The sequence below is a fragment of the Siccirubricoccus deserti genome, assembly GCF_014283215.1.
GTDB classification, from domain to species: Bacteria; Pseudomonadota; Alphaproteobacteria; order Acetobacterales; family Acetobacteraceae; genus Siccirubricoccus; species Siccirubricoccus deserti.
Map to the genome: position 1 here is coordinate 305,181 of NZ_JACOMF010000001.1, position 18,760 is coordinate 323,940.

Sequence of the window (18,760 nt, forward strand, 5' to 3'; positions counted from 1 at the left end):
CTTCATACAGCCGAAGCGCCCGGGGCAAAACCGGCCCGCTACGCTGCGCCGCGCAGGAGCCGGGACAGGAAGCGGAAGCGTTGCCCTGCGGCGACACAGGCTGTGGCCGGTCTCCCGACCTGATCACCCTGAGCCGGCGACCCGGCTCAGAGCGCCCAGGCCTCCTCCAGCCGCCCGGCCAGGGCGGCGCGGGCCGCCACCGCATCCAGCGCCGCCGCCGCCTCCTTCGCCCGCCGTAGCTGGCGGTGCAGGCCGAGATCCCAGGTGAAGCCCATGCCGCCATGCAGCTGGATGGCACTCTCGATGACCGCCGGGGCGGCCTCGGCGCAGGTGGCACGGGCGACCAGCCGGGGGACGGATTCCCCCTGCGGGTCCTGCCCGGCCAGGGCCAGGGCGTGCTCCAGCGCGTGCCGGGCGCCTTCCAGCGCGATCTTCTGCCGGGCCAGGGAGAAGCGCAGCCCCTGCATGGTGACAAGCGGCCGGCCGAACTGCCGCCGCCCGGTCAGGTGCTCGATGGCCCGGTCCATGCAGTGCCCGGCCGCGCCCAGCGCGCCGGCGGCGCGCAGCAGCAGCGCATCGGCCCGGAGTGTCGCCCAGGCGGCGGCGGGGATGGTGGCGGCCGGAGTCGCGCCGGACACGCTCACCCGCGCCGCCGGGCGTTCCAGGTCGAATCCCGGATCCTCCGCCACCGTCACCCCCGGCGCATCCAGCGCCAGCAGCACCGCGCCCTCGCCGAGCGGCGCCAGCAGCCATCGCGCCGCCGTCCCGAGCGGCGCCCGGCCGACCACGCCGGAGACGCCCGGCGAAAGGCTGCCGGCCCCGGCGATGGTCAGCACCGCCTCCCCCGCGACCAGCGCCGCGGCCAGATCCGGCTGGGTCTCGGCCAGCAGCCGGGCGGCGAGCAGGGTCTCGACCAGCGGGAAGGCCAGCAGCCCGGCCTCCGCCACTTCCACCACCGGCGCCACCGCCGAGAGCGGCAGGCCAAGCCCGCCCACCGCCTCCGGCGCCAGCACGCCGAGCAGCCCGGCCTCGCCCAGACGGGCCGCCACCGACGCGGTGTCGAGGCCGTCGCATTCGGCGACGACGCGCTGCGCGGTGCGGGCGATCTCCGCCGCGATATCCGAATGCTCGCTCATCGCGCCTCTCCCCGCGGCAGCTTCAGGATCCGATCGGCGATGATGCCGAGCTGGATTTCGGTGGTGCCGGCATAGATGGTCTGCGCCCGGGACTGGAGATAGGCCTTGCGGAACCGCCGTTGCGCCGCTTCCACCTCGGGCGAGGCCGGATAGGGCGCCTGTTCCAGCAGCTCCACCGCCAGGGCGGCAAAGCGCTGGTGCGCCTCGCTCCAATGCTGCTTCGAGAGGCTGCCGTGGCCGCCGATGCTGCCGCCGCCGACCAGCACCTCCACGGTCTGCTCGACCAGCCGCTTCAGCACCTCGATGTCCACCTGCACCTGGGCGATGCGCTGGCGGATGCTGCTGTCCTCCAGCAACCGGGCCAGCGCCGGATCGGCGCGGCAGGTGGTGACGAGATGGCGCAGCTGCTCCTCGAATCGCCAGCCGCGGTACATGCGGTTGGTGCCGCGCTCCACCTCCAGCACCCTGACCGCCGCGGCCCAGCCCTTCGCCGGCTCGCCGAGCGCATCCTCGGGCTCGACCAGGGCATTGTCGAAGAACACCTCGCAATATTCGGCGTCGCCGGTGATCTGGCGCAGCGGCCGCACCGTGACGCCGGGCTGGTCCAGCTTCAGCGCAAACAGCGAGAGGCCCTTGTGGCGCTCCTCCATGGTCCCGGTGCGGGCCAGCAGCAGGCAGCGCTGGGCACGGTGCGCGCCGCTGGTCCAGACCTTCTGGCCGTTGATCCGCCAGGCGGCGCCGTCCCGTGTCGCGCGGGTGCGGAGCCCGGCGAGGTCGGAGCCGGCCTCGGGCTCGGAGAAGCCTTGGCACCAGATTTCCCGCATCTCGAGGATCGCCGGCAGGTAGCGGCGCTTCTGCTCCTCGGTGGCGATCGCCAGGATGATCGGCCCGGCCAGCTCCTTGCCGATGGAGTTCTGGCTTTCCGGCATTGGCAGCCGGCCGATCTCCTGGTTGCTGATCAGGTGCTCGCGCAGCGTCAGCCCATGGCCGCCATAGTCGCGCGGCCAGGCGATGCCCCAGAATCCCTCGCGGTGCAGGGTCGCTTCCCACGCCTTGGCTTCATCCAGCGAGGGCGGCCGGTAGTCCACCGCATCGGCCCGCCAGTGCGGCGGCAGGTTCTCGGCAAGCCAGGCACGTTGCCGGGCACGATAGGCCACGGCGTCGATCGCCGGTGTGGCGGCTGCGCTCATGCGCGGTCTCCTCCCACGGGCGATGGCCCGCTCGGTTCGGACGGCAGTCTCCGGCAGCGGCGTGGATTGATCAACCCGGGCAGGAGGCCGGGCCCATGCCGAAAATCTTTGGCCTCGGAACGGTTACATTGCATCGGCCGTTCCCGGCCGGGATGAAACCGTTCTAGCCTCCGCACAACAAGAAAATGAGGGACCACGTCCATGTTCCGCCGCACCCTGCTTGCCGGCCTCGCCCTGCCGGCCTTCGCCCGCGCCCAGGCCGATTACCCGAGCCGGCCCGTCCGCATGATCGTGCCCTTCGCCGCCGGCGGCTCCGCCGATGTCGTCGCGCGCATCACCGCCCTCGGCATGCAGGAGGCGTTGGGCCAGCCCGTGGTGGTGGAGAACCGCGGCGGATCGGGCGGGGTCATCGGCTCGGAGGCGGCGCTGGCGGCGGCGCCGGACGGCTACACCTTCGTCTTCCATACCTTGTCCTCGGCGGTGCTGAACGCCGGGCTCTACCGCAACCTCTCCTTCGACGTGCGCCGCGCCTTCGCACCATTGGCGCTGATCGGCACCTTGCCAAACATCATCATGGTCAATCCGCGCGTGCCGGCTGGCAGCCTGCCGGAGCTGATCGCGCTGATGAAGTCGCGACCGGGGCGGATCACCTACGCCTCTTCCGGCGCCGGCACCATCACCCATCTGTCGGCGCAGCTGCTGGCGACCATGGCGGGCGCCGAGGCAACGCATGTGCCCTATCGCGGCTCCGGCCCGGCCTTCGCCGACCTGCTGGCCGGCACGGTGGACATGATGGTCGACACCATGGCAAGCGTGATCCCCGCGGTGCGCAGCGGCCAGGTGCGCGCGCTTGCCGTCACCACCCTGGAACGCAGCCCGGCGCTGCCGGAGGTGCCGACGGCGCAGGAAGCCGGGCTGCCTGGCTACGAGACCTATAACTGGCACGCGGTCTTCGCCCCTGCGGCAATGCCGGCCCCGCTCAGGGCACGGCTGGAAGCCGCCGGCATCGCCGCGGTGCGCAGCGGCGCGGCGCGGCTGACAGCGGCCGGGGTGGAGCCGCGCGGCGACGGCGCGGCGGCGCTCGCCGCATTCTGGGACAAGCAATTCGCGCTGTGGATCCCGATCATCCGCGCATCCGGTGCAACGGCGGACTGACACAAAATCGATTGCACGACACCCGCACGGGTTGCAGCATCCCTCGGCGAGGTCGGACCAACCGCCCGCCATCCACCGCGCACGTCCTGGCGATGCGCTCCGGAACCAGAGGGGAGATTCGTCCATGAGCTCATCGGCACTCGGCGCGTCCACTGCTCCACCTGCGCCCGACACTGCCGCGCCGCCGTTGATAGCCGGCGGCCCGCTGGAAGCGCGGCACATGCGCTCCGCCGCCTATCGCAACGCCGCACAGCAGGAGAAGCTGACCAGCACGCATTGGCACATCGCCTGGGCCAATGGCCTCGGCTGGGGCTTCGACGGCATGGATGGCGCGATCTTCGCGCTGGTCGCGCCAATGGTGATCATGGAGTTCGGCGTCAGCCTGCCGGAGTACCGCACCGGCGTGCAGATCGCGATGCTGGTTGGCATCATCGGCCTCTATCTCTGGCCCTGGCTCGCGGACCGTTTCGGCCGTCGCAACCTGCTGGCGATCAACATCGCGATGTTCTCGCTGATGATGCCGCTGGTGGCGCTGGCGCCGAGCTGGGGCTTCTTCGTCGCCGCCTATGCCATCGTGCGCTTCGCGCTGAACGGCGAATGGGCGATCGGCTCCATGCTGGTGGCGGAGACCTGGCCGGCGCGGCTGCGCGGGGTGATCGTCTGCGCCGACCGCTCCGCCTGGGGCGTCGGCGCGGCGCTGGCCGGCACCATCACCGCCGTGGTCGCGGCGCAATGGGGCTGGCGCGCCGCCTTCGTGCTGCCCGCGGTGGTGGCGCTGCTGGCGGTCTATGTCCGGCTGCTCTGCCCGGAATCGCCCTATTGGGTGCGGACCATGGACCGCAAGCAGCGGATCAAGGACGAACTCGCCGCCGGCCGGATGATCTCCGAGGATGACCGGCGCTGGATCGACAAGGCGGGCAAGGTCGGCGTCCGGCAGCTGTTCCTGCCGGACATGCGCCGCAACACCCTGCTTGCGACCTTCGTCGCCACCACCAACCTGATCGCCTTCTCCACCGTCGGCCTCTGGATGCCGCTGTTCCTGAAGGAGGCGCATGGCTGGTCGGCGGCGGAATACGGCAGCTTCTACGTCGCCTGGGGGCTGATCGGCGTGGTTGGCATCGCCGGCGCCGGCTGGATCATCGACAGATTCGGCCGCCGCCTCGGCTTCGTGCTGATGCTGGCCGAGGGCGCGTTGTTCCTGACGCTCTGGACCTATACCCAGAGCAACACCCTGCTCTGGGTCTACGGCCTGCTCTGGAGCATCGGCTTCCTCGGCGTCTGGGGCCCGGCGACAACCTACACCACGGAGATGTACCCGACGCGCGTCCGGGGTGTCGGCAACGGCTTCTCCTGGGCCGTGGCCTTCTTCATCGGCTATGTGCTGTGGCCCTTCGTCTCGGTCTGGATCCGCGAGGCGACCGGGTCGTTCCAGATCGCCTTCCTGCTGATCCCGGTGGTGATGCTGGGCCAGGCGGCGGTGGTGTGGTGGTACAGCCCGGAGAATGCCGGCAAGGACCTCGACCGCATCCATGTCTGAGAATTCCCCGCAGGACCGCTGCGCGGTTCTGCGGGGGCCCCGGATCGTCGCTTCCAACCGGCGCTTCGGCATGCCTTCCGCGGCAAGGCCGCGGAAGGATGCTTCCTGCAGGCGCGGCGGCGGGCCGGTGATCCGCCGCCGTCCGCCGCGCTCAGAGTCCCAGCAACCGCTTCGCATTGCCGCCGGCGAGCGCTGCGCGGGTCGCCTCGTCGAAGCTCTCGACCGAGCAGATGTGGCCGATCGGGTCGCTGTCGGCCATGTCGAAGGGGAAATCGGTGCCCATCAGGATGCGCTCGGCGCCATACACCTTCACCAGATATTCCAGCTGGTGCGGGGTGAAGACGATGGTGTCGAAATAGAGCTTCCGCAGATAATGCGTCGGCGGTTTCGGCAGGTTGCCGCGGCTGTCGGACCGCGCGCCCCAGGCGTGGTCGATCCGCCCGGAATAGGCCGGCAGGTAGCCGCCGCCGTGCACCGCCAGGATCTTGAGGCTGGGGTGCCGTTCGAGCACCCCGTCGAAGATCAGGTGGTGCAGCGCGACGGTGGTATCCAGCGGATTGCCGATGACGTTGTTGAAGTAGTGCTCGCGGAACCGCTGGCCTTCGGTGAAGCCGTTCGGATGGATCATCACCAGCGCGCCGAGCCGTTCCGCCGTCGCCCAGAAGGCCGCGAAGGCGGGGTCGGAAAGCTCGCGGCCGGCGACATTGGTCAGCACCTGCACGCCCTTGAAGCCGAGCGGCCCCATGCAGCGCTCCAGCTCCCGCACCGCCTCCCCGGCCTCCTGCATCGGCACGGTGCCGAGGCCGAGGAAGCGGTCAGGCCGCACCGCGCAGAAGGCGGCGATGCCATCGTTCACCATGCGGTTGGCCACCACCGCATGCTCCGGCGCGACGGTGTAGTAGCTCTGCCCCGGCGCCGGGGCACAGAGCTGCATATCGATGCCCATCGCATCCAGCTCGGCCAGCCGCGGCCCATGCCGGGTGCCGACGGTCCGGCGGTCGGCATCCTGCTTGCGGTTCAGCGCCTGGGTCGCCGGGGTGGCGAAGCGGCCGAGCGGAACGGTGGCCGGGTCGAGGTGCGGCGCCACATAGGCGCCTGCCTCCGGTACGAAGACATGGGCATGGATGTCGATGGTGGTGCTCGTCGGGCGCGTCTCGCGCCCCGGCCTGCCATGGGCGCGGGCAACGGTGGCGCCGTAGTGGTTGGTCTCTTCGGGCATGCCTGCTCACTCCGTTGTCGCCGTGACGCTGCTCCGGCGGCACAGGCGCGACCATCGCCACCGTGCCGCGGTGCCGCCGCCGTCCGCCCGGTCCGGGGCGCGGCGGCGCAGCAGGGCAGCGTCGCGCCGAACCGCGATGCCGGCAATGCGGCCCCCGCGCCTGCCGAGCATGAACTCCGCTTGCGAACCGCAAGGACAGGACACTAGCCTGCCTGCGGTCCAGGAAAGGGTTGCCCATGGCACGCATCGGCATCGCCGGACGTCCGGCCCTCTCCTGTGGCAAAGGACCGGGGCGATGATCCTCTACGGCCATTGGCGATCTCTGGCGGCGATGCGGGTGCGGATCGCCCTTGCCCTGAAGGGGCTGGCCTATGAGGAGCGCAGCATCGACATTCTGGGCGGCGGGCAATTCGCGCCCGGGTTCCTGGCGCTCAACCCGCAGGCGGCGGTGCCGGCGCTGGAGGCCGGCGACGGGCCACCGCTGTTCCAGTCCCTCGCCATCCTCGAATGGCTGGAGGAGACTCACCCGGCACCGCCGCTGCTGCCGAAGGATGCGCGCGGCCGGGCGCGGGTGCGGGCCTTGGCCCTGATCAGCGCGGCGGACAGCCACCCGCTGCTGGTACCCCGCGTGCGAGACCGGCTGGCCCGGCAGTTCGGCGCCGGGGAGGCTGCCATCACCGCCTGGTCGGTGCATTGGATGGCGACCGGCCTGCGTGCCACCGAAGCCCATCTGGCGCGCGACGCGGTGCCCGGCCCCTGGAGCCATGGCGGGGCGCCGACCCTGGCCGACCTCTTCCTCTACAGCCTCTACGCCGGTTATGAGCAGCGCGGCGGCAGCCTCGACGGCATGCCCAACATCGCCCGCGTGGTCGCCGCCTGCGAGGCCGACCCGTGCTTCACCGCAGCGCATCCGCTGCGCCAGCCTGGCGCGCCGAGACGCTGACGCCATGCGCGCCGCGGTCCGCGACACCGAGATCTACTTCGATATCGACGGCCCCGGACTGGTGGTCGAAGGCACCCGGATGCAGGAGCGCCCCATCGCCTTCGCCATCCATGGCGGGCCGGGCTCCGACCACACCGGCTTCAAGCCCGGTTACACGGCGCTGACCGAGGCGATGCAGGTGGTCTATTTCGACCATCGCGGCCAGGGCCGCTCCGGCCGCGGCGATCCGGCGCGCTGGAACCTCGACGAGAATGTCGAGGATATGGAGGCGCTGCGCCGTCACCTCGGCTGCGGCCCGATCGTCTCCATCGGCACCAGCTACGGCGGGATGGTGGCGATGGCGCATGCGGCGCGCTACCCCGCCAGCGTCTCCCACCTCGTCCTCGTCGTCACCGCCGCGCATGGCGGCTTCATCCCGCGGGCGCAGGAGATCCTGGCGGAACGCGGCACGCCGGAGCAGCAGGCACTCTGCGCCAAGGTCTGGTCCGGCGGCTTTGCCGACGAGGCCGAGCTGAAACACTACTACCGGGTGATGGGCCCGCTCTACTCGGTGCGTTTCAACGCCGAGGCGGCGGAAGCCGGTATCGCCCGCGCCGTGCATTCGCCGGAGGCGCTGAACCGCGCCTTCCGCCCGGACGGCTTCCTGCGCGGCTTCGACCTGCGGCCGGAGCTGCCGCGCATCACCGCGCCGGTGCTGATCCTGGCCGGGCGCCACGACTGGATCTGCCCGCCGGAATTCTCCGAGGAGATCCACGCGCTGCTGCCGGGCTCCCGGCTGACGGTCGTCGAGGAGAGCAGCCATTCCATGCGCGTCGACGCGCCCGAGCGGCTGTTCGGCGAGATCCTGGATTTTGTCGGCGGCACATGATCCATTCACACTGAGGGAGGAACCCAACATGGCCGAACCGATCCTGTTTCCCGGCACCGTCGAATGGTCCGGGGAGAACCCCGGCATCAGCCTGAAGACCGACCCGGACGGGCCGTTCACCGCGCTCGCCAGCTTCTTCCGCGTGGTACTCTCGCCGCATGGCCGCGGCCATGCGCTGGTTCTGCTGGAGAACCCGCAGCAGAACGGCGCGCCGGGCAATGTCGTGCTGACTGACAACGAGCCACTGGCGCGCTACCTCATCAGCGATTTCGTCTCGCATTTCGGCGCCTGGCGCGGGCTGCCGGGGCTGGCCGGCATCACCTACCGCAAGCTGGACAGCGTGGTCGCTTCCGGCGATCCGGCGCGCAGCTACACCGAGACGGTGAAGGCCGGCGACCTGACCGTGGCGCTGAACTGGTCCGGCCTCGGCGCACCCTTCTGCTTCGCCCTGACCCCGGCGCAATCGGCCACCGGCAAGCATGCCATGCCGAGCCTCTTCGTCGGCTGCGACGCCGCCAGCATCAGCGTCAACGGCCGCACGCTGCCGGGCAAGCCGGCGCCGCGCGATGTCGCCGGCAAGCGGATCAGCACGGCGATGCTGGCCTTCTCGGAAACCTGGATCCGCGCCTGAGTCATGGGCGCGGCGCCTCAGCCGCGCCGGCGCACCATGCCGGAGGCGGTCAGCGCCGCCTCCACCCCGGGCCGCACCTCCTGCACCACCTGCATCAGATCGGTGCGGTTGAGCGGGCGCGGGGCGATGCTGGTGGCCTCCTGACGCTTCAGCACCTCCGGGTCGCGCGCCGCGGCCAGTAGCGCCGCCTCCAGCCGCTCGCGGATCGGCGCCGGCAGCCCGGCCGGGCCGGCCCAGATGATGAGCTGACGCGTCGCCGTCTCGAATCCCTGCTCGATCAGGGTCGGCACCTCGGGGAACTCCGGCCAGCGGTCGACGCTGGCGCTGGCCAGCATGCGCAGATTGCCGCCCTTCACCAGCCCGATCATCTCCGAAGTGCCGGTGTAGCTGTCGATATGGCCGCCGGCGACCTGCGCCGCCGCCTCGGTGATGCTCGGAATCTGCACATAGGTCATCTGCATCCCGGTCAGCCGGGCCAGGTCGAAGAAGCTGACCGCCGAGCCCGGGTTGGTACTGGCGATGTTGAGCGACCGCCGTTTCCCCTCGGCGATGAAATCCGCCAAGGTCCGCACATTGGGCAATGAGGGGCCCACCGGCACGCCGATCCTGAGCTCCGAGGTGCAGGCGAGGAAGTCGAAGCTTTCCCAAGGCTTGTAGGGCAGGTCCATTGTCAGCGGCGCCACCACCAGGGCGGAGAAGCCGACCAGGCCGAAGGTGTAGCCATCCGGCCGTGACTGGGCGATGCGGGTTGGCCCGAGCGTGCCGCCGGCGCCTGGGGTGTTGCGCACCACCACCGACACGCCGAGGGATTTCTCCATATGCGCGGCGATGGCGCGCGCCACCACATCGGTGCCGCCGCCCGGCCCGAAGCCGGTGACGAGTTGCAGCTCGCGCGCCGGCCAGCGGCCCTGTGCCAGGGCGGGCGCGAAGGCGGGGGCGGCCAACGCGGCTGCGGCAAAGAAACTCCTGCGATGCATGATCAGCGTCCTGTCCAGCGTGGCGCGCGTTTCTCGACGAAGGCCCGCGGGCCTTCCTGGAAATCCTCGGTGTCACGGATCCGGGCGCTGGCCTCGCGGCTGAGCCGCCACAGCGCCGCCTCGTCGAGATCGGCCGCCTGCCGGGCGATGGCGAGGCTCTCCCGCACCGCGATGGGGGCGTTGGCGCAGACCTTGCGAGCCAGCGCCAACGCCGCCTCCAGCACCTGGTCCTGCGGCACCACCGCGTTCAGCAACCCGTGCTGATGCGCCAGCGCGGCGCTGATCGGCTCGCCGGTGGCGATCATCTGCAGCGCGATCGACTTCGGCAGCGCCCGCGGCAGGCGGAACACGCCGCCCGCCCCCGCGACCAGGCTGCGCTTCACCTCCGGCAGGCCGAAGGTGGCGCTTTCGGCGCCGACGGCGAGGTCGCAAGCCAGCAGGATCTCCAGCCCGCCGGCCAGCGCATGGCCCTGGGCCGCGGCGATCCACAGCTTGCTGCGAGGGGCCTGGACGAAGCCGGCGAAGCCGGTGCCCTGCCGCGCCAGGGTGGCGACGCGGCCGGCCGAAACCTCCTTCAGATCGGCGCCGGCACAGAAGGCGTGCGGCCCGGCACCGGTCAGCACCGCGGCCCAGATCTCGGGGTCCGCCTCGACCCGGGCGACAGCGGCTTCCAGCGCCTCCGCCACCGCGCCGTTCACGGCGTTGCGCGCTGCCGGCCGGTTCAGCGTGACCAGGGCAATATGCGGCTCGGCAAGCTCGAACAGCACCGCGGGCGCATCGCTCACGAAATCCTCCCCAATGGTTCTGGTTACGACGATCCTCGCGCCCCGTGGGGCAGGAAGTCAACGCGGCGCGGTTGCCCGCGGGCGCTTCCGCCGCCATGGTGGCGCCCTGACCGCCAGGAGGAGGAACCGTGGCCGAGCCAGTGCAGGACGCGGCAGGATTCGAACCGGCGCGACTCGACGCCTTCCTGCGCGACGCCATTCCCGGCCTCGCCGGCCCGATGGCGCTGACGCGGATCTCGGGCGGCCAGTCCAACCCGACCTTCTTCGTCACCTACGCCAATCGCCGGCTGGTGCTGCGCAAGAAGCCGGGCGGCGAGGTGCTGCCCTCCGCCCATGCCGTGGACCGGGAGGCGCGGGTGCTGCAGGCGCTGGCCGCGACCGACGTGCCGGTGCCGCCGGTGGTGCTGTTCCACGCCGGGGAGGAGGTGGTCGGCACCCCCTTCTACGTCATGGAACGGGTCGAGGGCCGGGTGTTCGACAGCTGCGACCTGCCGGGCGCGGCCGTCGCCGAGCGCCGCGCCATGTATTTCTCCTTCGCCGCAACCCTGGCGAAGCTGCATGACGTGGACTGGCGGGCGGCGGGCCTCGAAGGCTTCGGCCGGCCGGGCAATTACTTCGAGCGCCAGGTCGGCCGCTGGACGAAGCAGTGGGAGGCCCAGCGCTTCCGTGACATCCCCGAGCTGACGACGCTGGCGGCATGGGTCGGCGCGCACATCCCGGCCGATGACGGCGAGACCGCCGTGGTGCATGGCGACTACCGCCCCGGCAACGTGTTGTTCCACCCGACCGAGCCGCGCGTCGTCGCGGTGCTGGACTGGGAGCTTTCGACCATCGGCCATCCGCTGGCCGACCTTGCCTTCAGTGTCATCCCCTGGCGCAGCGCGCCGGATGAATATGGCGGGATGCTCGGTCTCGACATTACCGGCCTCGGGATCCCGACCGAGGCAGAATACGTCGCGCATTACTACGCCAGCCGGCGGCGCCCGGCGCCGCGCATGGCGACCTTCCACGTCGCCTTCGCGATGTTCCGCTTCGCGGTGATCTTCGAGGGCATCGCCGCCCGGGCGCGGGCCGGCACGGCGGCGGCGGCGAATGCGGCTTCGGTCGGCGAACTCTCGGTGGCGCTGGCGCGGCGTGGCCTGGACAGCATCGGAGGCTAGGGTGGATTTCGCCTATTCGGACAAGGTGCGGGCGCTGCAGGCGCGGCTGCTCGACTTCATGGACCGCCAGGTGCTGCCTGCCGATGCGGAGTTCCGCCGCATCGCCGACAGCGGCGAGTTCCCGCTGGCCATAATCGACGATCTGAAGGCGAAGGCGCAGGCGGAGGGGCTGTGGAACCTCTTCCTGCCCGGGCTGAAGGATGACGAGCCCGGCACCGCGCTGACCAACCTGGAATACGCCCCGCTGGCCGAGATCATGGGCCGGGTGCCCTGGGCCTCCGAGGTGTTCAACTGCAACGCCCCCGACACCGGCAACATGGAGGTGCTGCATCTCTTCGCCACGCCAGAGCAGCGGGAGCGCTATCTCGACCCGCTGCTGCGCGGCGAGATCAGAAGCTGCGTGGCGATGACCGAGCCCGACACCGCCAGCAGCGACCCGACCAACATTGCCACCAGCATCCGGCGCGAGGCGGAAGGCTACGTCATCAACGGCCGCAAATGGTTCACCACCGGCGCCATCCACCCGAATGCCGCGGTCTTCCTGGTGATGGGGCGGCAGGAGGATCGCGCCGCACTCGGCCCGCATGAACGCCACACCATCCTGCTGGTGCCGAAGGGCACGGCAGGCGTCACCGTGGTGCGCAACGTGCCGGTGATGGGCCATCACGCGCCGGAGGGCCATTGCGAGGTGCTGTTCCAGGACGCCCGGGTGCCGCTTTCGGCCCGGCTCGGCGAGGAAGGCGCGGCCTTCGCGCTGATGCAGGCGCGGCTCGGCCCCGGGCGCATCCACCATTGCATGCGCACCATCGGCCAATGCGAGCTGGCGCTGGAGCTGATGACCGACCGCGCGCTGGAACGCGTCGCCTTCGGGAAGCATCTGGCGGAATACAGCAATGTCCAGGACTGGATCGCCGAGAGCCGCATCGAGATCGACCAGGTGCGGCTGCTGGTGCTGCGCGCTGCCTGGCTGATGGACCGCGAGGGCAACAAGGCGGCGCGTGTCGATGTCTCCGCCATCAAGCTGGCGGCGGCGCGGCTGCAGACACGGGTGGTGGATCGCGCCATGCAGGTGTTCGGCGCCATGGGGCTGACGCCGGATACGCCTCTCGCCTACCTCTATGCCTGGGGCCGGGCGCTGCGCTTCATCGACGGGCCGGATGAGGTGCATCTGCGCACCGTCGCCCGGGCCGAGATCAAGGCCCGCAAGTCAGCCCACGGGCTGTCGCGCGGCGGCTACTTTCCCCGCGCCGGGTAGGCTGCGCCGGCGGGACGCAGTCCTGGCCCTGCCCCGCCCAATTCGGCGGCAGCGCCGTGCGGGCCATCTCACGCGCCCATGCCTTCGGCGACGGCACGCGGCTTGCTCCACCACGCCACGCCGCTCGCCCGCGGCGCTGCGTGGAGAGCCGCCATGACGCTGGTATTCCATCTCCTGCACCCCGGCTTCGGCACAGGGCCACATGGTCCGCGTGCCGTCGCCATCACGGTGGTGAGGACGTCATGAACCGCCGCGCCATCGGGACCATCACACCCTCCTCCAACCGCACGGTGGAGCGCGTGGTGCAGGCCGTGCTGCGGCATTTCCCGCAGCTCGATTCCTGCTTCGCCCGGGTTCCCTACTACGGCGACGGGCTCGGCCAGCCGGCTGACGCCTATGCCACCGAGAGCTACCGGCAGGCGGCCTGGCTGCTCGGCCATGCCGGTGTCGAGGTGGTGTGCTGGAACGGCACCAAGGGCGCCGGGCTCGGCCTGCCGGTGGATAAGGCGCTCTGCACGATGATGGCGGAGGCAGCCGGGGTGCCGGCCACCACCACCTCGCTGGCCACCGGTACCCTGCTGCAACGGCTCGGCGCGCAGCGGATCGGCCTCGTCGTGCCGGGCGCCACCGAATATGCCCGGGCCTCCGGCGCCGGCTTCGACCCACTGGGGCTGGAGACGGTGGCGATGCGCGGGCTGGGGCTGACCGACAATCTCGCGGCCAGCGCTGTGCCGCCCGGGCGGATTGCCGCGCTGGTGCGGGAGGTGGCGGCGGAGGCGCGGCCCGATGCCATCCTGATCTGGAGCACCAACCTGCCCGGCTGGATGCTGATGGCGCCGCTGGAAGCGGAGCTCGGCGTGCCGGTACTGGATTCCGCCGCGGTCGGCGTCTGGGCCTGCCTCGCCGCACTCGGCCTCGATCCGGCGCCGGCGGCGGCGCTCGGGCGGATCTTCAGCCTGCCGGGCTGACGCTCCCCGGCGGCGCCCTGCCCTGCCGTAGCCGGCGCCCCTGCCCCCGGGCATCATGGCGGAGGATTGGAGGACTCCATGATCGCACCACTCGACGCCACCGCCCTGCCCGCCGGCATCCGCGCCGGCTTCATCCCCGGCATCAACGGGCTGAGGATGCATGTGCTGGAAGCCGGAACGCCGGGCCACCCGCTGCTGCTGCTGCTGCATGGCTTCCCGGAACTCGCCTATTCCTGGCGCAAGGTGATGCCGGCGCTGGCCGCGGCCGGCTACCATGTGGTCGCGCCGGACCAGCGTGGCTACGGCCGCACCACCGGCTGGGATGCCGACTACGATGCCGATCTTGCGCCCTTCCGCATGCTCAACCTGGTGCGCGACGTGCTGGGGCTGGTGGCCGCATTCGGTGCGCGGGAGGTGGCGGCGGTGGTCGGGCATGATTTCGGCTCCCCGGTCGCCGCCTGGTGCGCGCTGCTGCGGCCGGATGTGTTCCGCCGCGTCGCGCTGATGAGCGCGCCCTTCACCGGTGTGCCGCCGCTCCCGCTGGGCAGGGCGCCGCGTCGCGCGCCGGCCGATGTGCATGCCGCCCTCGCCGCCTTGCCGCGGCCACGCAAGCACTACCAATGGTACTACTCGACCCGGCCGGCGAATGAGGACATGTGGCGCGCGCCGCAGGGCGTGCACGACTTCCTGCGCGCCTACTACCACGTGAAGAGCGCCGACTGGGCGGAGAACAAGCCGGCCCCGCTGCAATCCTGGAGCGCGGAGGAACTGGCGAAGCTGCCCGGCTACTACGTCATGGACCTCGACCGCACCATGGCGGCGCAGGTGGCGCCTGAGATGCCGGGCGCCGACGCCATCGCCGCCTGCCGCTGGCTGCCGGAGGGCGAGCTGCGGGTCTACAGCGGCGAGTATTCCCGCACCGGCTTCCAGGGCGGGCTGCAATGGTACCGCTGCCGCACCACCGGCCGCTTCGATGCCGAGGCCGAGGTCTTCGCCGGCCGCACCATCGACGTGCCGGCGGTATTCATCGGCGGCGCCAGCGACTGGGGCATCCACCAGACCCCCGGCGCGCTGGAGCGGATGCGGCGAGAGGCCTGCACGAAGATGGCGGCGGTGCATCTGATCGAGGGCGCCGGCCATTGGGTGCAGCAGGAGCAGCCGGAGGCGGTCAGCGCGAAGCTGCTGGAATTCCTCAAGGATTAGGGCGGATCGCGGAGGGGCGTGAAGCCGCCCTGCAAACGACAGGCGATAGCGGACTGGCGTTGAGACGCAATGCAATCCGCTGTAGTCGGCTTCGCCGTACCCGCTCCGCCGTACCAAGAGGCGGTGATGAATGCGCGGTCGAGGACTATACCTATCGTTACGATCCGCAGACCGACTTCCGCGACCTCATCCGCATCTGGCGCCGCGCCACGGATGCGTGCCTTCCATGGTATTGCCCGGCGGCTCGGGCAGCGACTGCTGGCCTCGCTGCCGGCGCTGTTCGGCGTGGTGGTCTTCACCTTCCTGTTGATGCGGGTGCTGCCGGGCGATCCGGCGGCCTTCTTCGCCTCCGGCCCCAATGCAGGGCCGGAGGAGGTGGAGGCGCTGCGCCGGGAGATGGGGCTCGACCAGCCGATTCCGGTACAGTTGCTGCACTACCTCGGCGATGTCGCCCGGGGCAATCTCGGCCGCTCCCTGTCCACCGGCCAGCCGGTGGTGGACGACCTGCGGCGCCGGATGCCGGCCTCGTTGGAGCTGACCTTCTGCGCCCTGGCGCTGGCGCTGTCGCTGGCCCTGCCGCTCGGCATCCTCGCCGCGCTTCGGCCGAACTCCCTGACCGACCATGCGGTGCGGCTGCTCTGCACGCTTGGGGTCTGCATGCCGACCTTCGTCTCCGGCCTGCTGCTGATCTACACCTTCTACACCCTGCTGGGCTGGGCGCCGGATCCGAGCGGGCGGATCGATGTCTTCGTCTCCCAGCCGCCGGAGGTGACCGGCTTCCTGCTGGTCGATGCGCTGCTCGCCGGCGATGCCGAAGCCTGGCTCGCCGCCGCCAGCCAGCTGGTGCTGCCGGCCGCCACCATGGCGCTGTTCGTGCTGGCGCCGCTGGCGCGGATGACCCGTGCCTCAATGCTCGCGGTGCTGACCAGCGATTTCATCCGTACGGCCGATGCGCTTGGTCTGTCGCGGCGGCAGGTGGTGCTGGTCTATGCGTTGCGCAACGCGCTGCTGCCGGTGATCACCATCATGGGCATCGTCTTCTCCACCATGCTCGGCGCCAATGTGCTGGTTGAGAAGGTGTTCTCCTGGCCTGGTGTCGCCTCCTATGCGCTGGATGCGCTGCTGGCCTCGGATTACGCGCCGGTGCAGGGTTTCGTGCTGCTGATGGCGATGATCTTCGTCATGGTGAACCTTGCCATCGACGTGCTCTACGGCGTCGCCGACCCGCGGGTGAATGTCGGATGAGCGCGACCCTGCGCCACGCCGGCTGGGTGCTGCGCGGCAATCCGGTGACCCTGGCCGCCGGCCTCGGCGCGACCCTGATGGTGCTGCTTGCCGTCTTCGGCCCGGCACTCGTGCCTTACGATCCGGTGGCGTCCAACGTGCCGGTCGCGCTGCGACCACCCTCCGCCGCGCATTGGTTCGGCACCGACCAGCTTGGACGGGACGTGTTCAGCCGGGTGCTGGTGGCGACCCGGCTCGACCTGCTGATCGCCGCCTCGGCGGTGACGCTCTCCTTCGCCGCCGGTGCTCCGATCGGCGCCTTCTGCGGCTACGTCGGCGGCAGGCTGGACCGCTGGGTCGGCCGCCTCGTCGAGCTGCTGATGGCCTTTCCGCTCTTCGTCCTGGCCATGGCGATGGTCGCCGCCTTCGGCAACCGGGTGGAGAACATCGTCATCGCCACGGCGCTGATCAACCTGCCCTTCTACATCCGCTTCGCCCGCGCCGAGGTGAACATCCGCCGCAATGTCGGCTGGGTGGAGGCGGCCCGCGCCTCGGGCAACAGCCATGCCCAGGTGGTGCTGCGCTTCCTGCTGCCGAATGTGCTGCCGGCCATGGCGGTGCAGATCTCGCTCAACCTCGGCTGGGCCATTCTGAACGTGGCGGGTCTGTCCTTCCTCGGCCTCGGGGTGCGGCCGCCGACGCCGGAATGGGGGATATTGGTCGCAGAAGGCGCGCGCTTCATCACCGCCGGCAGATGGTGGCTGGTGACCTTTCCCGGGCTGGCGCTGATGCTGGCGGTGCTGTGCTTCAACCTGCTCGGCGATGGGTTGCGCGACATCCTGGATCCGCGGCTGCGCACATGACCGCGCCGCTGCTTTCCATCGAGGATCTGCGCGTCGGCTTCTCCACGCGGCACGGGCTGGTGGAAGCCCTGCGCGGCATCTCCCTCGGCCTGCACGTGGGGGAGACGCTCGGCATCGTCGGCGAAAGCGGCTCCGGCAAGTCGGTGACGGCGCTGGCGGTGATGCGGCTGCTGGACCGCGCCGGGCGCATCAGCGCCGGCCGCATCAGCTTTCGCGGTCAGGACATCACCCATGCCCCGCGGCATGTGTTGCAGCCGCTGCGTGGCGCGGCGATGTCGATGATCTTCCAGAACCCGCGCGCCGCGCTGAACCCGATCCGTACCGTCGGGCTGCAGATCGCCGACGTGCTGCGGGCGCATGAACCGCTCTCGGCGCGGGAGGCGCGGGACCGCGCCGGGGTGCTGCTGGAGGCGGTGCGCATCCGCGATCCGCTGGCCCGGCTCGATGCCTATCCGCATGAGCTCTCCGGCGGCATGTGCCAGCGGGTGATGATCGCCATGGCCATCGCCTGCGAGCCGGCGCTGCTGATCGCGGACGAACCGACCACCGGCCTCGACGCCACCACCCAGAAGACGGTGATGGATCTGCTGTCCGAGACCACGGCGCGGCGCGGCATGGCGATGGTGCTGATCACCCATGACCTTGGCTTGGCGGCGCAGTATTGCGGCCGGATCGCGGTGATGCAGCAGGGGCTGGTGGTGGAGGAGGCGCCGCCGCACAAGCTGTTCGGCGCGCCGCGCCACGCCTACACGCGCCGCCTGGTCGCCGCCTCGCCGACCCGCCAATCGACCATCGCCAGCCTGCTGCCGGAAGCATCGGCCGCACCGCCCGCGGCGCCTGCCGTGCCGCGCGGTGGACGGCTGCTGGAGGTGCGGGGGCTGGTGAAGCGCTTCGCCGGCACCACCGCCGTCGATGACGTCTCCTTCCACCTTGATGCCGGGGAGAGCCTCGGCCTCGTCGGCGAGTCCGGCTCGGGCAAGAGCACGCTGTCGCGGCTGGTCTGCCGGTTGCTGGACCAGACCGCGGGCAGCATCCGCTTCGACGGCACCGACATCGGCGCCGTCCCGGCGCGCGGTTTCCACCGCAACCCGCATCGCCGCGACATCCAGCTCGTCTTTCAGGACCATGGCGGAAGCCTCAACCCGCGCTTCACCGCCTTCCAGTCCATCGCCGACCCGCTGAAGCTGCTGGCCGGCCTCGGTGAAGGCGAGGCGCTGCAGCGACGGGTCGGCGAATGCGCCGAGCGGGTCGGGCTGCCGGCGGAGTTGCTCGGACGCTTCCCGCACCAGCTCTCCGGCGGGCAGCAGGCGCGCGTCGGGATCGCCCGCGCCATCGCCGCCCGGCCGCGGCTGCTGGTGCTGGATGAGCCCACGGCGGCGCTGGATGTCTCGGTGCAGGCGGTGATCCTGGCGCTGCTCGACCGGCTGCGGCGGGAGGAAGGGCTGAGCTTCCTCTTCGTCAGCCACGACCTCAACCTGGTGCGGATGATGTGCCAGCGCATCATCGTGCTGCAGGCCGGCAAGGTGGTGGAGGAAGGGAAGAGCGATGCACTCTTCGCCGCCCCTCGCGCCGCCTATACCGCCGAACTGCTGGCGGCGATCCCGCATTTCGCGCCGGAACCATCGGTGCCCGGCACCGCCGGCTGA

Annotated in this window: 17 protein-coding genes; 12 read left to right on the forward strand and 5 right to left on the reverse strand. The window is 70.9% G+C overall.

The window, feature by feature from the left end; all coding sequences use genetic code 11:
- Positions 1-146 precede the first annotated feature (146 nt).
- Together H7965_RS01455 and H7965_RS01460 are read right to left on the reverse strand one after the other, a co-directional pair.
- Positions 147-1,136 carry an acyl-CoA dehydrogenase family protein gene (locus H7965_RS01455; protein ID WP_186768734.1) on the reverse strand — a complete coding sequence of 330 codons (990 nt, stop codon included), beginning with the start codon at positions 1,134-1,136 and terminating at the stop codon, positions 147-149.
- Positions 1,133-2,326, reverse strand: a complete 1,194-nt coding sequence (locus H7965_RS01460) for an acyl-CoA dehydrogenase family protein (protein ID WP_186768735.1) — start codon at positions 2,324-2,326, stop codon at positions 1,133-1,135. Before H7965_RS01460 ends, H7965_RS01455 begins: the two co-directional genes overlap by 4 nt.
- A 201-nt stretch (positions 2,327-2,527) precedes the next feature.
- Between H7965_RS01460 and H7965_RS01465 the strand changes: the two genes are divergently transcribed.
- Both H7965_RS01465 and H7965_RS01470 read left to right on the forward strand, forming a co-directional pair.
- A complete protein-coding gene (locus tag H7965_RS01465) occupies positions 2,528-3,481 on the forward strand; it encodes a Bug family tripartite tricarboxylate transporter substrate binding protein (RefSeq protein WP_186768736.1) in 954 nt (317 codons plus the stop codon).
- Positions 3,482-3,605: 124 nt separating this feature from the next.
- Entirely contained in the window at positions 3,606-5,018 is a 1,413-nt protein-coding gene (locus H7965_RS01470) for an MFS transporter (protein ID WP_186768737.1), read from the forward strand.
- A 151-nt stretch (positions 5,019-5,169) separates the two neighbouring features.
- On the opposite strand, the gene H7965_RS01475 is transcribed toward H7965_RS01470, so the two are convergent.
- Positions 5,170-6,237: an amidohydrolase family protein gene (locus H7965_RS01475; protein ID WP_186768738.1), complete on the reverse strand. Its 1,068-nt coding sequence runs from the start codon at positions 6,235-6,237 to the stop codon at positions 5,170-5,172.
- 295 nt (positions 6,238-6,532) lie between these two features.
- On the opposite strand from H7965_RS01475, the gene maiA reads away from it, so the two are divergent.
- The 3 genes from maiA to H7965_RS01490 are packed head-to-tail and all read left to right on the forward strand — an operon-like array spanning position 6,533 to position 8,679.
- Positions 6,533-7,180, forward strand: a complete 648-nt coding sequence (maiA, locus tag H7965_RS01480; RefSeq protein ID WP_186768739.1) for a maleylacetoacetate isomerase — start codon at positions 6,533-6,535, stop codon at positions 7,178-7,180.
- A gap of 4 nt (positions 7,181-7,184) precedes the next feature.
- A complete protein-coding gene (locus H7965_RS01485) occupies positions 7,185-8,048 on the forward strand; it encodes an alpha/beta fold hydrolase (RefSeq protein WP_186768740.1) in 864 nt (287 codons plus the stop codon).
- Positions 8,049-8,076: 28 nt separating this feature from the next.
- Positions 8,077-8,679, forward strand: coding sequence for a hypothetical protein (locus H7965_RS01490; protein WP_186768741.1), 603 nt, complete (start codon positions 8,077-8,079; stop codon positions 8,677-8,679).
- A gap of 17 nt (positions 8,680-8,696) precedes the next feature.
- On the opposite strand, the gene H7965_RS01495 is transcribed toward H7965_RS01490, so the two are convergent.
- Together H7965_RS01495 and H7965_RS01500 are read right to left on the reverse strand one after the other, a co-directional pair.
- Entirely contained in the window at positions 8,697-9,656 is a 960-nt protein-coding gene (locus H7965_RS01495) for a tripartite tricarboxylate transporter substrate binding protein (protein WP_186768742.1), read from the reverse strand.
- A gap of 2 nt (positions 9,657-9,658) precedes the next feature.
- Complete coding sequence (locus tag H7965_RS01500; protein WP_186768743.1) at positions 9,659-10,441, reverse strand: enoyl-CoA hydratase-related protein; 783 nt, start codon at positions 10,439-10,441, stop codon at positions 9,659-9,661.
- A gap of 128 nt (positions 10,442-10,569) precedes the next feature.
- On the opposite strand from H7965_RS01500, the gene H7965_RS01505 reads away from it, so the two are divergent.
- The 7 genes from H7965_RS01505 to nikE all read left to right on the forward strand — a co-directional run bounded on the left by H7965_RS01505 (position 10,570) and on the right by nikE (position 18,760).
- Complete coding sequence (locus H7965_RS01505) at positions 10,570-11,601, forward strand: phosphotransferase family protein (protein WP_229682431.1); 1,032 nt, start codon at positions 10,570-10,572, stop codon at positions 11,599-11,601.
- 1 nt (position 11,602) lies between these two features.
- Positions 11,603-12,856, forward strand: coding sequence for an acyl-CoA dehydrogenase family protein (locus H7965_RS01510; protein ID WP_186768744.1), 1,254 nt, complete (start codon positions 11,603-11,605; stop codon positions 12,854-12,856).
- Between the two features lie 242 nt (positions 12,857-13,098).
- The gene (locus H7965_RS01515; RefSeq protein WP_186768745.1) at positions 13,099-13,824 is read left to right on the forward strand and encodes a maleate cis-trans isomerase family protein; all 726 of its coding nucleotides are present in this window, start codon (positions 13,099-13,101) and stop codon (positions 13,822-13,824) included.
- Between the two features lie 78 nt (positions 13,825-13,902).
- Positions 13,903-15,027: an alpha/beta hydrolase gene (locus H7965_RS01520; RefSeq protein ID WP_186768746.1), complete on the forward strand. Its 1,125-nt coding sequence runs from the start codon at positions 13,903-13,905 to the stop codon at positions 15,025-15,027.
- Between the two features lie 213 nt (positions 15,028-15,240).
- Positions 15,241-16,272: an ABC transporter permease gene (locus H7965_RS01525; protein WP_186768747.1), complete on the forward strand. Its 1,032-nt coding sequence runs from the start codon at positions 15,241-15,243 to the stop codon at positions 16,270-16,272.
- The gene (locus H7965_RS01530) at positions 16,269-17,114 is read left to right on the forward strand and encodes an ABC transporter permease (protein WP_186768748.1); all 846 of its coding nucleotides are present in this window, start codon (positions 16,269-16,271) and stop codon (positions 17,112-17,114) included. The genes H7965_RS01525 and H7965_RS01530 overlap by 4 nt, the downstream gene beginning before the upstream one ends.
- The gene (gene nikE / locus H7965_RS01535) at positions 17,111-18,760 is read left to right on the forward strand and encodes a nickel ABC transporter ATP-binding protein NikE (protein ID WP_186768749.1); all 1,650 of its coding nucleotides are present in this window, start codon (positions 17,111-17,113) and stop codon (positions 18,758-18,760) included. The genes H7965_RS01530 and nikE overlap by 4 nt, the downstream gene beginning before the upstream one ends.

Coding starts and splice junctions, on each gene's coding strand:
- nikE (WP_186768749.1), top strand. CDS start 17,111: ATGACCGCGCCGCTGCTTTCCATCGAGGATCTGCGCGTCGGCTTCTCC.
- maiA (WP_186768739.1), top strand. CDS start 6,533: ATGATCCTCTACGGCCATTGGCGATCTCTGGCGGCGATGCGGGTGCGG.
- H7965_RS01490 (WP_186768741.1), top strand. CDS start 8,077: ATGGCCGAACCGATCCTGTTTCCCGGCACCGTCGAATGGTCCGGGGAG.
- H7965_RS01530 (WP_186768748.1), top strand. CDS start 16,269: ATGAGCGCGACCCTGCGCCACGCCGGCTGGGTGCTGCGCGGCAATCCG.
- H7965_RS01455 (WP_186768734.1), bottom strand. CDS start 1,136: ATGAGCGAGCATTCGGATATCGCGGCGGAGATCGCCCGCACCGCGCAG.
- H7965_RS01525 (WP_186768747.1), top strand. CDS start 15,241: ATGCGTGCCTTCCATGGTATTGCCCGGCGGCTCGGGCAGCGACTGCTG.
- H7965_RS01485 (WP_186768740.1), top strand. CDS start 7,185: ATGCGCGCCGCGGTCCGCGACACCGAGATCTACTTCGATATCGACGGC.
- H7965_RS01520 (WP_186768746.1), top strand. CDS start 13,903: ATGATCGCACCACTCGACGCCACCGCCCTGCCCGCCGGCATCCGCGCC.
- H7965_RS01460 (WP_186768735.1), bottom strand. CDS start 2,326: ATGAGCGCAGCCGCCACACCGGCGATCGACGCCGTGGCCTATCGTGCC.
- H7965_RS01465 (WP_186768736.1), top strand. CDS start 2,528: ATGTTCCGCCGCACCCTGCTTGCCGGCCTCGCCCTGCCGGCCTTCGCC.
- H7965_RS01475 (WP_186768738.1), bottom strand. CDS start 6,237: ATGCCCGAAGAGACCAACCACTACGGCGCCACCGTTGCCCGCGCCCAT.
- H7965_RS01515 (WP_186768745.1), top strand. CDS start 13,099: ATGAACCGCCGCGCCATCGGGACCATCACACCCTCCTCCAACCGCACG.
- H7965_RS01470 (WP_186768737.1), top strand. CDS start 3,606: ATGAGCTCATCGGCACTCGGCGCGTCCACTGCTCCACCTGCGCCCGAC.
- H7965_RS01495 (WP_186768742.1), bottom strand. CDS start 9,656: ATGCATCGCAGGAGTTTCTTTGCCGCAGCCGCGTTGGCCGCCCCCGCC.